Raw genomic sequence first — 13,615 nt, 5'->3', positions numbered from 1 at the left:
GGCGTTCGCACCGCAAGCGGCTAGACGAGACCAATGACAGCCGTCCTTGACCCAACCCCTGCGCCTCCAGCGGAAGTTCTGGCTGTGTTGTCGCTGCTCTGCCCGGAAGTTGTGCGTGACATCGAGCAGAACTGGAATGCACCGGTTTCCGATTACGCCCGCCATCTGTGGCGACCGGTGGCAAGGCCTGTATCGGGCCCGGCGATCGCTGCCCGCTCGATCCTGCGCGAAGTCCTGCATCAGCGCCTTGGTGTGATCATGCAGCCGGAAGAGATTGGCAAAGCCCTCGACGAGTTCGAGCACAGACCGGTGATTCAGTCCGGCCTGCACTGCCTGCTTCTGATGGACCGGATCACCTTCGATGCCCTCCTGCTTGCCTGGCTCGGCGCGGTCGAAAACGGGCTGTCGACCTTCTTCGGCTTCATGGGAACGACGATGACCATGGAGACGATTGGCCGGGAGGGACCGGGATGGCTCGATGTCGGCGACGACAAGGTCAACCTGTTTGGCATCGGGCGCCACAAACTGTGCCGCAAAAGCGCCTGCGTGGCCGGTCCCGTCTCCTTAAACAAGCGCGCGCTCGAAGCGGTGGGCGACGAAACGGATGCCAGCCGCTGGCTGGGTACGCTGCTTGCCAGCCAGGACAAGGTGTTTGGGACCGCCGCCGATGCGCTGACAGCCCTCAACGAGGATCTGGTCGCCAATTGGGATCGTTCCGGCATGGCCCTGCCGGTTTTCATCGATGATCGGCTCGCCGCTTCTGCCGTGGCGCGGCATCTGGACCATGACGGCAGCCTTCTTTCCAGGCTGCTCATTGAGCCCGCAAGACGCCAGCGTCTCGAACGTGCCTTGCAAGAGGCCGCATCGAGCCCATTTGGCAGATTCCTGCCCAATGCCACGGCCTATTTCTGGGGCATCCGAGAGGAGCGCGTGCGCAAGCTCGTCCTCGAGAACGGGCACCTGATCGAACCTGACAGGCCGCACGGTCTTTCCATCCCGTTCGAACGGCCGCGTCTCAAGCAGGCGCTGCTGGACGGCGTGCTGCTGCCGAACTTGTTCCTGATGTTCCTCGTCCTTGCCATATTGCCGCGCGTGCGGGTTGTGGGCGGCCTGAGGCAGATTGGTTATGTCGCGCTTTTCCACTCGATCCTGCTGGCTGCGCTAGATGAAAACGCGCCGGAAGAGCGCGATCTGGCTGCGGAGCTGCAGGTTCGGGAAAATGCCTGGGGCATGCGGGTCATCGATGAAAAGATCTCGGTCCGCGAGCAGCTTGCCGGCCTGCCGGAAGGGGCGCTATTCCCGGACCTGCTCCGGCAATACCGTTTGCGGACATTTGCCGAGACGACCGACGACCTGAAACTGGTTCGCGAAAACGCCCGATGGCGCAAGATCGGCCAGGCAGGGATCAAGGCGACCTAAGCCTCGCTTCAGGCCTTATTTCTGGTGCGCAACCGCAAGCGACGGCGACTATCGGTGAGCCTCTGGCGTCTGCAGCTATGGGGTTCGTGGCAGTCAAACGGCAAACAAACGGTCGCGGAGGGTCCATCGCGATCGGCTGCAGTTCAAGGCCTGACCTGACATGGCCTCGTCTGGCTGCTAAGCCGCCGAGATCGGATTTCACTTGGATATAGTGGAAGGAAACTTATAGAAGCGACGGACATACGCCTCTGCGTCCTAGCTCCGCATCGATATTACCGCGAGCTCGACCTGTCGTGGATCGGAGACGGCATCAGTGCCGGCCTGGCGGGCTTCGCCGAACCCAACGGCGTGCGATTGTCCTTCGGCTTCGAGGCGTAGAGGCGCGCGAGCGGCAAGGGGCATCGCCACCGCCTTCGGAAACGGGACCGCTTACCAGCGTTTTAGTCTGGCGGGCCAGCCAGACGCCAGCCATCGACGAAGGGCTCCGCAGCTGTCATACTTATAAAGGGCAAGTTCGTCGTGAAATCAGCGATTTTCCAGTCTGGATTCCCAGCAAGAAATAGGCGGGCTTCCTCCTGTGCCTCAGAAACGCGGCCGGCAAGGGCAAGCGCGGGTATCAGGGCCTCCCTCGAACCCGTCCCGTAGGTTTCGTCCCGGCTCAAGGACCCAACAGCTTCTTCGTAGTGACCGGAGGAAATTTGCGCCATTCCCATGATCCAGAAATACCAACCGGGCGGACGAGGATTTAAACGCAGCGACTCTTCACAAGCTATCAGCGCCGCTTGCGGGTTGCCTAAGTAGATTTGAAGCTCACCCATCCATGCAACCGCATCTGCATTGTTGGGATTTAGCCGAACGGCAGCATCGAATTGGAATTTTGCTTCATCCCAATTGCGCTCATAAAGCTGCACGCAGCCTAGGATCCTGCGAGCGTGGGAATCGCCGGGATCGATTTCCACGGCTCTTTGCGCGTGCATTAGAGCCTTTGCGCGGCCGGGTATCTGTGGCTCTCCCCATAACATCCAGCCAAATAGCAGTGAGATGGCAAGATTGCTGTGCGCTTCGCAGTAGTTTGGATCGATTTGAACGGCACGTTCCAAATCAGCGCACGCCTCACTGTTGTCTGATCTCGAAATGTTGCATTTGCCTCGCGACCTAACACAAAGATCATAGGCTTCGAGATTTGACGGTCGGGAACGGGCAACAATATTCTTGACACCAAGCTTGCCAGAAATCGCTTCAACAACGCGTCGTGTGACCTCGTCCTGAACGCCGAAAATATCGGCGAGATCGCGGTCAAAGCGTTCAGCCCAGACATGATTTCCACCGCCCGCAGCATCAATCAACTGGACATTGATCCGGAGACGCTCTGCCGAGCGACGCGCGCTCCCTTCAAGGATGTATCTCACCCCTAAATCATGGGCGATTTGGCGCACGTCGATGGACTTGCCCTTGTAAGTAAGGGTGGAATTGCGGGCGATAACGAAGAACCCAGGCACATTCGATAGATCGGTAATGATGTCTTCCGTCAGCCCGTCGGCGAAGAACGCCTGCTCTGCATCCCCGCTCATGTTGATCAGCGGCAAGACGGCTATCGACAGCTTTGGCGGCACCGACCCGGTCCGATGGCTCGTTGCAAATTCTGACGTTGCGGTCGTCGGCGACCTAGCGGTGCCAACCTGAAGAGAATAGACTCGGATCGGCTCGGCGATGTTCTTGAGCTGCGTGTTGCCGAGGTCGGTGACCGAGAGGTCGAGCCGCGCCTTGACCTGACGATAGGCATCCTCCGAGAGGCAGATGGCGCCAGGCGCCGCGACGCCCTCCAAACGCGAGGCGATGTTGACGCCGTCACCCATCAGGTCGCCGTCGCTTTCTTCGACCACGTCGCCCAGATGGACGCCTATACGGAATTCGATGCGGCGGTCTTGCGGCACACCGGCATTGCGCTCGACCATGCCGTTTTGCACCTCGATGGCGCAACGCACGGCATCCACGACACTGCGGAACTCGACCAGCGCCCCGTCCCCCGTGCGTTTGATCACGCGACCTTTGTGCACGGCGATGGTCGGATCGATCAGATCGCTGCGCAGTGCACGCAACCGAGCCAAAGTACGGTCTTCGTCCTCGCTGGCGAGCCGGCTGTATCCGACTACGTCCGCAGCCAGGATTGCGGCTAGCTTGCGATTCTCGCTCATCGCGCAACCTCCTCGCCGCTAGGATAGCAGGAAGACCGAGGGCAAGAGGAAACTTTCGCAAACGACGGCCACGCAGCCGCCCGAATCGGCAGCGCTCTGCCACCGGACCCACACGGGTCGCTCGATGCCCATTTGCGCTGCCGCTTGCCGGTCGTCGGCTATCGGTTCATGCTTGTGAACACCCTGGCCGTGAAGTGCGTAGCGGGATCACGCCGTCACGGCCCCTAGAGCCGGATGATTTCAGGTCGATTCGACCTGAAATCTGAATCCGCCTCTAAATTAAAGAGATAGAGCATGATGTCGTCCGAAAACCGCTACACACTTTTCGGCATCATGCTCTAGTGAGGTCTGGTCCTATGGACTGCTCGGGCTGCGGTTTCGAGGTCGAGGGCGGTTACGCTTTCTGTCCGAGGTGTGGCAGGCGCCAGCCCGTGCCATGCGCCAGTTGCGGCTACCCCTGCGCACCTGATTTCGAGTTCTGTCCGAAATGCGGGGCAAGCGTCGGTGCGCCCGCAAAGGCCGTCGAACGGCCTGCTCCGACACCAAGCCGGACCATTGTGCCCTCTTCTCGAACGCCGTCGCTGCTTGCGAACATCGAAAGCGAAGATGGGCTGCATCCTGTCTCCGACGCCGATCGCCGGACGGTAACGGTCCTGTTCGCCGACCTTTGCGGCTTCACGACACTCAGCGAGCAGCTCGACCCCGAGGTCATGCAAGCGTTGCAGAACGAACTGTTCAAGGAATTGACGACGGCCGTGCGAAACTTTGGTGGTTTCGTCGACAAATTCATCGGCGATGCACTGCTCGCTTTGTTCGGTGCGCCGGTTGCGCATGAGGACGATCCGGAACGTGCGCTTCGCGCCGCTCTCGACATGATCGCCCGGACGGCGCGGCTCGGCGAAAGCACCCCCCACTCCGGCTCGCCTCTGTTACTCCACATCGGCATAAACACTGGTCCGGTCGTTACTGGCGGATTGGGCATCGGCACCGCCAAATCCTATTCGGTGACCGGCGACACAGTGAATACGGCGCAACGCCTGCAATCGCTGGCCGCACCGGGTGAGGTGCTGGTAGGCGAACTCACTCACAGGCTGACCCGGCATGCCTTCTCTTACGAGTCGCTGGGTGATGTCGTGCTTCGCGGCAAGGCTGGCAGTGTGCTCGTCCATCGACTGGATGCACCGCTTGCGGCGCCGCGTGCAGCGCGTGGGCTCGAGGCGCTCGGCCTCAGCGCGCCGATAATAGGTCGTGGTGCGGAGCTCCATAGAATGCTGGCGAGCCTTGACCAGGCTTGCGGCGGCTCGGCCCAACTCGTCCGCCTCGTCGGAGAAGCCGGTATCGGGAAATCGCGACTGGTGAAGGAGTTCGTCGCCCGCATCGGCGACGAGGATCGTTTTCGCAACGTCGCCGTGCGGCAGGCCACGTGCTCACCGCTGGGCGAACAATCATTTGGCGCCCTGGGCGCAGTGGTGCGCAGCGCGGCCGGGATGATGCAAAACGACAATGGGGACGAAATGCGGGGGAAGCTCGCAGGCTTGCTTACCGATCTCGGCCTGCAGGGCGAGGAGGCGAAGCGGCTGATGCCCTTGCTCTACCATGTGCTTGGCCTTGGCGACCCCGATGCCACCTTGCAGCATGTCGAGCCCGAGCAGCTGCGGCGGCAAATTCTCTACGCAGTCCGCACAATCATCGAACGGCGGCTTGCATTGTCGCCGCTGTTGATTGTCGTAGAAGACCTGCACTGGGCCGACGCCGTGTCGCTCGAGGCACTACGTTTCGTGATGGACAGGTTGGAACGCACGCGGTTGATGTTGCTGGTCACGCATCGTCCGGCGCCGGACAGCGGCCAGCTCGACTCAAGTCGGGTCAGTCATACTGCGCTCAGGCTTTCGCCGCTCAACAGTGATGACGGACGCAGCCTGCTGGCGGCGCTTTTCGGCGAAAGCTGGGTAAACTCCGCAGGCGGGCTTCTCGACCAGATCCTCGAGCGCGCGGGCGGCAACCCCCTTTTTGTAGAGGAGATCGTTCGCGGCCTTATCGATCGCGGTGTATTGATGCGCGAGGGCCAGCAATGGCGGACCGCGGCAGGCGAAGTCGCAACCGGCATTCCCGCCACCATCCAGGCAATGTTGCTTGCTCGCGTCGACCGGCTGCCGCAAGAGGTGCGCCGGTTGGCCCAGGAAGCCGCGGTAATCGGCCCGCGCTTCGATGCCACGCTCCTGAAAGCCGTGACAGCCGACCCCGGCCGGCTGGAAGCCGGCTGCGAACTGCTTTGCGATGCGGAAATCATCGAGGAAGTTGCCGGATCAGGCTCGGTCTCGTCGCAAAGCTACCGCTTTACGCAAACATTGCTGCAGGACGTGATCTACCAGAATCTGCTCCTGCAACGCCGGACCGACATTCACGGACGGGTCGGTGCTGCCTTGGAGCAACTGTGCGGCGACAAGCCGGAACGGCTCGAGGATTTGACCGTGCTCGGTCATCATTTCGCACAGAGCGCCGAGCGAGAGAGGGGCGCGCATTACCTGCAGGCGGCGGGCGATCGCGCTCGCATGATATACGCCAACGACGACGCCCTTCGTTTCTACGAGCGAGCACTGACTGCGTTGGGCGCGATCGGGCAAACACCGCTCAAACTGGCAATTGCAGAGCGTATTGCCGATTTGAGCGGCCCGGCAGGCCGCCGCGAGATCGCGCACCGCCACTACGAGGCGGTGTTGCAGGCATACCGCGAGTCAGCCGATCGTGTCGCGTCGGCGCGCGTTTTGCGCAAGATCGGTCGGCTGCTCTGGGACGTCGGCAAGCGGGACAGCGCAGAATCTCGCTATGCTGAAGCGGCAGCGCTCCTCGATGGAGCGGATGCCCCGATCGAGCAGGCGCATCTCTGGCAAGAACGTGGCCGACAGGCGTTCCGCAACGGAGATCACGCTCTCGCGGCAAAATGGGCAGACGCGGCGCTGGATTGCGTACACACTCTGACAACGGAACATGTCTCCGAGGATGCCACCCTCGTGACCGCCGAGGCACTCAATACCAAGGCTGTTGCGCTGGCTCGGCTTGGGCGAAACCGTGAAGCCGTGGGTCAGGTTGAGCGCAGCATTGAATTGGCCGAAGCCGCCGGTCTGCTGGGCGCGGCCTGCCGCGGTTACACCAATCTCGGCGTGCTTTACACGACCATCGATCCGGCAAAGGCGATGGAGGTCTGCCGGCGCGGTCTTGAAGTGGCGCGCCACATTGGTGATCTGGGTTTCCAGGCGCGCCTCCTCGCCAATCTGGCGGTGGCTTGTTGTACTTTCACGGATCGCTGTCCAACGGAGGGCGTGCCCGCTGCCGAGAAGGCCATCGAGATCGACCGGGCGCTCGACCAGCGCGAGCACCTGCCGGTGCCGTTGATCGTGCTTGGGCAGATCCACCAGTGCAACGGCCGTCCGGAACTGGCGGTTGGATTGTTCCACGAAGCACTGGACGTAGCCCGCGAAACGAGCGAACCCCAACTGCTGTTTCCGTGTTATGATGGGCTTGCAACGCTTAATCTCGACCTCGACAATCTGGCCGAGGCCGAACGCTACTTTTCCCTGGCGCAGGGAATATGCGCCCAGCACGGGCTCGACCCGGAAGCGCTTGTGGTGCTGCCTTTTCTCGACTAGCCGGGGTTGGGGGTTGGAAATGTCCTCGCATAGTGACTTGGTACCGCTTCAACCGGGCGACCGTGCGCCCAACCTGGTACTCGACGCCATTACCCAGGAAGGCAAGATTGCGCTTGACGACTTTCGCGGACAAAAACCGGTGCTGGTCGGCCTGTTTCGAGGTCTGCATTGTGCGTTTTGCCGGCGCCATATCGCCGCCCAGGCACGGCTTGATCCGCAGCTGCGCGAAAAGGGTGTGGGCAGCCTGACGGTGGTCAACACGCCGATCGAACGGGCGCGTCTCTATTTCCGCTACCATCCGATGCCGAATCTGCTGGCCGCCTCCGACCCGGAGCGCGCTTCACATCGTGCTTTTGGACTGCCCAATCTCGAATTCACCCAAGAGGAGACGAATTGGCCGTACAAGGTCGCGATGGCAGTGGCACAGGATATGCGGGTCGACATACCAGGCGAGTTACCCGGTCCGATGGATCCTATGACGGCCGGCGAAATCCTCAACAAGAAGGACAATTACGAAGTGACCGAAGCCGACGAGCAGATGATGGCAACGGGACACGGACAACTGGTCGGTCAGTTCCTGCTGGACCGGCAGGGGATCGTCCGCTGGAGCTTCACGGAGGTTCCAGAGGGTGGGCGATACATGTTTGGGGCGCCAAGCCCACAGGAGCTGATGTCAGCGGTGTCTCAAGTCGCCCAATAATGAACTGACAAGTTCACCGTAATTCGAGCACGGCCTCGACTTTGGCAACAAAGTCATCGAGCGAGCGATCCCCGCGAATTTCAATGCGCGGAAGGTCGATGGGATCGCAATCGAGGTCCACCGGCCCGTGCTTGCGGCCGAAGCCGATCCGATAGCCGCACTCCTTGGCCAGCCGGCCAAGCCGTCGGTCGGTGACAGAGAAGGGTGCCGCGAACGACGTGGTTGGCCGACCGGTCCACCGTTCGATGAACATACGAGAGCGCAGGAGTTCGGCGGCCAGGTCAGAGCTCGACAGACCATCGATCGCACTATGCGTCGCCAGATGGCTTCCGAAGAACGCACCTTCGGCGGCGAGGCGGCGCACCGTCCCGGCGTCCATAAGCCGCGTCGGCGGACCGCTGTCGGCATCCCACTGTGCACTTTCACCCACCAGGTCCGTCACCAGGAACACTTCCGCAGTCAGATCGTTCGCGCGCAAGATGGGCCAGGCATGGTCGGCAAAGTTCTGGAAGCCGTCATCGAAGGTGATGAGCACTGGGCGGCCAACGAAAGGGTGACGGTTGGCGATGGACCCTTCCAGCTGCTCGGACCCAATCGTGTGAAAGCCATTGGCGCGCAGCCATGCCATCTGGCTGGCGAATGCGGCGGGTGTGAGCCGAAAACGGGCGAGCGCAGCCGGACCATCATCGGCGACGCTGTGATACATGAGGACAGGGATACGCTGCCGCCGCTCGCTACGTGCGACGTCGCGGCGCAAGGCCCTCGCCCCGCCCCAGACGATATTTCGCGCGACCCCGATTCCGACGGGCGCGCGGATTGGCATATGTTCTATCATCGGTTCCGTCGCCACGTCGTCCGGTGACAGGCGGCGGAAGCGGTCTACGCGATAGAGCTCGGTCTGGATCGATTGCTCGAGGACGAGGCCTTCGGTCGCTGCCAGCGTCTGCGAGATCGCTTGTGCACCGAATGTGTTCCAGTCGAAGCCCGTCCTTTCAACATTGTCACGCAGCACGAATGCGTGTGCGCTGATGAAACTACCGCCAGGCGCCAACGCCTCAACAAATTTTTTGGCGATGCGCCGCAACTCGGCGAGATCATCCAGATAGTAGAACACCTCCGAACAGACGATCAGATCCATCTCACCCGGCAGCGTGTCCGCGGAGAAATCCAGGACGCCGAACTCAACATTCGGCTGATCGCTGCATCGCGCGCGGGCCCGTTCGACGGCTATGGCGGAGATGTCAGTTGCAGTCAGATGGCCCACTCGCGGCGCCAGCTGCCACGTGAAGTGGCCCTCCGCGCAGGCCAGCTCAAGCGCCCGTCCGATAGGACCGGCAGGCAGAATTTCGAGCTGCCGCTCATACTTTTCCTGCTCATAGGACGAACCGTAGTTCCAGGGATCCTCGGTCGCGAAATAGCCATTCCAGAACGACGTGCGATCCTTATCGTGCATGGCCCGTGCGCGGCGCGGCGGCGTGGGAGGCTCCGCAGGTTCGGCGCTCGACCGAACCAGCTCCCGCGATTCCTCGGCCAATTGGGCGAGTTTACCGAAGTGACTGTCCGGATCGGACCGGCTTTCAAGCCGCTCAGGGGGCACGACATTCAGGATCAATTCGATCCAATAGTCCCTTGTCACTGTCCCGAGTACGCCGAATTGCACGACAGCCTCGATCTGGCCATCCATCATCAGGTAGGCATAGATTTGATCGATTCCTTGCGGAAGTTCGACCGTGGTCGGATTTCGAGCGTCGACGCGAATTCCAAGTGTCCGCGCCAGTCTGCGCGGCGCGGCAAGGTCGTCGACGTCGAGAAGCATTTGCTCAAGCTGATACTGTACGCGGCGACCCGTTGCGGGATTGTCCCAGACCTTGCCGAGTTCGAGGATCAACTCAGTGAGGGAGCCCCCGAACCGGTCCCAACTGGCAGCCAATTTCGCTGGCACCGACAGGCTTCCGACCATTAGGCCATCGACGACCACCTTGGCGATCTCACGCGCCCATTTACGTCCTGCCGGGAGCGCGCGCAGGGAGTGCGGGTCGATCGAGCGCGAGCCGCTGCCGCAATCCGACGCGGCGTTCCACAACGCGAACCACGCGAGTGCCTCGGAGGCGGTGCCGCCGTTCGCCTCGATCGCTCCATCGGCATGAGCCGATGCCGGGTGTTTGACCCTGGGATCAGGAGAAAAGCCGCGGGCGATCACGATTTCCGCATCTGCCAGCATCTGTGTCGAATTGCGGGAGAGCGCGTTGGGGCTGATACGATAGAAAGCGAGCGGCTCGTCGACCATCACCCAATTTTTGCCCAGACGCGCGAGGCGCTGCCACAGATCCCAGCCCTCGCAGGTGCGCAGCGACACATCGAAACCGCCCAACCCGACAATTGTCTCCCGGTCGACCAGCAGCGCGTGAGTGGCGATGGCACACCGGCGGGCGAATGTTTCGAAGGGCTGGGTCGCAACCTCCGTCGAGATGCTCGGCGGGGTAAGTTCGCCATCGGGCATCGCGCGCCGGGAACCGCAATAGGCCGCCACCGCATCGGGAGCGGTTTTCAGTGCGGCCAGCATTTTCGCAAGGAAGCCGGCATCCACCCAATCGTCCGCATCCAGAAACATCAGCCAGCGGCCGCGCGCTGTCGAAATCCCGCTATTGCGCGCGCCGGCGGCGCTATAGGCGCAAGAGCTCAACGTCCGAAATCGGGCATCGCGCTCCACATAACCGGCGATGATCGCGGAGGTGCGGTCAGTGGAGGCGTCGTCGACGACGATCGCCTCCCAATCCACCATTTCCTGATCGAGAAGGCAATCGAGTGCGCGCGCCAGCGTTGCCTCGGCGTTATGCGCAGGAACCACGATTGAAACCAAGGGATTATGCGCCACGCCGTCTTACCCGCGCCTGGTTCGAAGGTAGAACAGGAGTCTCGGAACACAGCCGGCGATTTCCTGGTAAAGGAAAACGGTCCTCAGGGGCGCCGCGTCCAAACGGACTTCTGCGAATTCTTCCGAGCCGTCGCGACGCCACCATTTGGCTGCTGAGCGAGCTTGCTCCTGTCGTGCTACAGATGGTGGAAGCCTGGCGCAGCATTCGCATCCGTGCCGCCGAGCTTGGGCGCCAGCTGTCGCAGATGCACGTCAAAGCAAGCACGCCGCATACTCATGTCGATCCCCGGAATCGGCGCCATGACCACAAGCCGCGGTCCCTGGCACCGTATGAGTGCAATGGCTATGGCAAACTGACGTCTTTTGCAATCGGGGGCGCAATAAATGCAAGCCCACTGAAGCCTGGTGTGAATGACTGCAGTTATTGGGACGATTGCTCTCCTCCTATCGACCGAAACCCCTCGATTCCGAGGGGCATTATCGGACAGCCATTCTCTGTGCGAAAGGAGACCTTCCTTCTACCGTTGGGCCCGCATCGGAAGCTGGTCGTCTCAGTATATAGCCGGGCGCGAGGCAGTATGCACACCGCCAGGCCCAGCTAATTTAGATGTTTCTAATGGTTCTGCGATACTTAGTTGCACTCCAGTAGCTATAGCCTGACATTGTATTACTCATTTCGATAGTGGATTTCGTCCAATGGTCAATTAGATTAGCCGGTTATGGCCGCTATCACGAAGAGGTACTAGAGCGACATCAATCGGAACGCGTGCTTTTGCTGCTAGTCCAGGAGATGTAAAAGGGACGCATGAATCGGTTTAGGTCAAGAAGATTCCGGCTTGCGGACCGGGTAATTTGCTGACATGCTGATCCGTTTCTGGGTTGTGGCAATTGGGGCAAAGAGATGGCCAAGGAATCTTCGAGTACCGCTTCTCCAGCAAATAAAGCGGACGCAAATCTGATAAGTAATGCAGAAGGAAACGGGCTGAACTTCATGGCGGTCCAGGCTCGCGAGAGCGGGGGAGCCGGCGACGCTGTAGGTGTCGACAAGATACGTGATCTGCTGTTCGGCAACCAGATGCAGGACTATGACCGCCGTTTTTCCAAGCTTGAAGAACGGTTCTTGCAGCGCTTCAAGGATGTCGAATCCGAGGCCAAGCGCAATCTTGAAATGTATGAGTCAAATGCAAAGAAGCAGGTCGAATCGCTCGCGGCGCAATTGCGTAACGAAAAAGATGCGCGAGCCGAGGCCGACAAGGAGATTGACCGGAATCTTCGCGAACAAAATCAGGCGCTTGAAAAGCAGGTGCGCGCGTTGTCTGATCAATTGAGCGAGCTCGAGCGCGAAGTTGCGGACCGGGTAAATCGAAGCGATCAATTGCTGCGTGAGGAAATCAAGCAAAAGAATGAAAGCATTCAGATGCTGATCGAGAAGATGTTTTCCGATCTCAGCAACGTCAAGACCGACCGAAATCTTTTGGCCGGCCTGTTTGTCGAGGTCGCAAAATGCCTGAATCAGGATACCGTCGGCAGCAAGAGCAACTCGGAGCGTAGCTGGAAAGTGAGTTGATCGGACTTGACGTCGACCGTCGACCCAATCAGCCTTCCTCAAAGAACAGCTTCGAACGATACAGAGATTGATCGCGAGGCTCTGGCTAGCCTTTTGGTTGAAATTGCCCGGAATGTCGATCCGGATTATCGTGCGCGTTTCGACGGAGTCCCAACCGCCGATCCTCGCATGGAAACGTTGCGCCAGCTGCTGGTCGGCCGCGAAATTTCGGAGCTTTCACGCGTTACGGACCTGCTCGACGAACCCGAGCAGCTTGCCACTGCAGTGGGGGGCGTTCTCCCCAGTGCAACCGCACGTGCGTCTCATGCCCAACTCGGGGAGGCCCTTGCGCCGGCTGTCGAGAGGGCTGTGCAACGGTCCATCCAGAAGAACCCGCGCACACTGACGGACATATTATACCCGGTGTTCCTGCCGGCTATTCGCAAGTCGATCGGTGAAAAGATCGACCAGACCTTTCAGTCCCTGAATGAGTCTCTAAGGTATATATTTACCTGGCGTGGACTTAAGTGGAGATTCGAATCTTGGAAAACAGGTACGAGCTTCTCAGAAGTCGTTCTTAAGCACTCTCTCGTTTATCGTGTAGAACATGTCTTTCTAATCAACCGAAATTCCGGGCTTTTGATTACGCATGTAGCTGCCGAAAACGCGACGAGCGAAGACCCTCAGCTAATTTCTTCGATGCTTAGCGCAATTCAGGATTTTGCCAGGGACTCATTTAACGAGAAAGAACAGGGCGGCCTGGACACTATTCGTTTCGGGGAGCTTCGTCTCTGGTCGGAAGTTGGACCGTATGCGACCTTGGTTGCGGTGATCCGGGGAAATCCACCAGAGGAACTACATGAAATAATTCGCGATGTATTGCTTCGCATCCACGATGAATGCTCACAGGCTTTAGAGCAATTTGACGGCGACAGTTCGCAGTTGGCCGGCGTAGAGACGCAACTGCGGACCTTCGTTGAACTCAAGCAGGAGGAATCAGACCAGGGATTTCCGTGGTTGGCGGTGGCTGCAGTCCTGCTGGTTTTGATTCCGGCAGGCGGTTGGTTCGTTCTTTCCTGGCAATCCGGGCAGCGCTGGCAGGCCTATGTGTCGCGACTTGAGGCCCAACCGGGAATCATCGTCGCCCAACAAACGGCCAAGGGCGGACATTTCTACATTTCCGGCCTAAGAGATCCGCTTGCCGCCGACCCGCAGTCGCTGTTGTCCGGAACG

Annotated in this window: 6 protein-coding genes and 1 pseudogene; 5 read left to right on the top strand and 2 right to left on the bottom strand. The window is 60.2% G+C overall.

The annotated features are described in order from the left end of the window. Window positions 1-33: 33 nt before the first annotated feature. Window positions 34-1,419: a hypothetical protein gene (locus tag C9427_RS07800; protein WP_107648559.1), complete on the top strand. Its 1,386-nt coding sequence runs from the start codon at window positions 34-36 to the stop codon at window positions 1,417-1,419. A 440-nt stretch (window positions 1,420-1,859) separates the two neighbouring features. On the opposite strand, the gene C9427_RS07795 is transcribed toward C9427_RS07800, so the two are convergent. After that, window positions 1,860-3,614, bottom strand: a complete 1,755-nt coding sequence (locus C9427_RS07795; RefSeq protein WP_107648558.1) for an adenylate/guanylate cyclase domain-containing protein — start codon at window positions 3,612-3,614, stop codon at window positions 1,860-1,862. Between the two features lie 356 nt (window positions 3,615-3,970). Between C9427_RS07795 and C9427_RS07790 the strand changes: the two genes are divergently transcribed. Together C9427_RS07790 and C9427_RS07785 are read left to right on the top strand one after the other, a co-directional pair. Further along, a complete protein-coding gene (locus C9427_RS07790) occupies window positions 3,971-7,261 on the top strand; it encodes an ATP-binding protein (protein WP_107648557.1) in 3,291 nt (1,096 codons plus the stop codon). Window positions 7,262-7,280: 19 nt separating this feature from the next. Further along, the gene (locus C9427_RS07785) at window positions 7,281-7,961 is read left to right on the top strand and encodes a redoxin domain-containing protein (RefSeq protein WP_107648556.1); all 681 of its coding nucleotides are present in this window, start codon (window positions 7,281-7,283) and stop codon (window positions 7,959-7,961) included. 13 nt (window positions 7,962-7,974) lie between these two features. Here the strand turns inward: C9427_RS07785 and C9427_RS07780 are convergent, their stop codons facing one another. Then, window positions 7,975-10,836, bottom strand: a complete 2,862-nt coding sequence (locus tag C9427_RS07780) for a trifunctional glycosyltransferase/class I SAM-dependent methyltransferase/polysaccharide deacetylase (protein WP_107648555.1) — start codon at window positions 10,834-10,836, stop codon at window positions 7,975-7,977. A 901-nt stretch (window positions 10,837-11,737) separates the two neighbouring features. Here C9427_RS07780 and C9427_RS07770 point away from each other — a divergent pair. Together C9427_RS07770 and C9427_RS07765 are read left to right on the top strand one after the other, a co-directional pair. Continuing rightward, window positions 11,738-12,403 (top strand): coiled-coil domain-containing protein, encoded by a 666-nt coding sequence (locus tag C9427_RS07770; protein WP_107648554.1) that lies wholly within the window; start codon window positions 11,738-11,740, stop codon window positions 12,401-12,403. Between the two features lie 6 nt (window positions 12,404-12,409). Beyond that, window positions 12,410-13,615, top strand: a pseudogene (locus C9427_RS07765) (OmpA family protein); the annotation flags it as partial.

The sequence above is a fragment of the Mesorhizobium helmanticense genome (assembly GCF_003034915.1).
GTDB lineage: Bacteria > Pseudomonadota > Alphaproteobacteria > Rhizobiales > Rhizobiaceae > Mesorhizobium > Mesorhizobium helmanticense.
The sequence above is the reverse complement of the archived record's forward strand: the minus strand, read 5'-3'. Positions and strand labels throughout refer to the sequence as shown.

Excerpts from the sequence above, each read along its gene's own strand:
- C9427_RS07800 (WP_107648559.1), top strand. The coding sequence starts at position 34 with ATGACAGCCGTCCTTGACCCAACCCCTGCGCCTCCAGCGGAAGTTCTG.
- C9427_RS07795 (WP_107648558.1), bottom strand. The coding sequence starts at position 3,614 with ATGAGCGAGAATCGCAAGCTAGCCGCAATCCTGGCTGCGGACGTAGTC.
- C9427_RS07790 (WP_107648557.1), top strand. The coding sequence starts at position 3,971 with ATGGACTGCTCGGGCTGCGGTTTCGAGGTCGAGGGCGGTTACGCTTTC.
- C9427_RS07785 (WP_107648556.1), top strand. The coding sequence starts at position 7,281 with ATGTCCTCGCATAGTGACTTGGTACCGCTTCAACCGGGCGACCGTGCG.
- C9427_RS07770 (WP_107648554.1), top strand. The coding sequence starts at position 11,738 with ATGGCCAAGGAATCTTCGAGTACCGCTTCTCCAGCAAATAAAGCGGAC.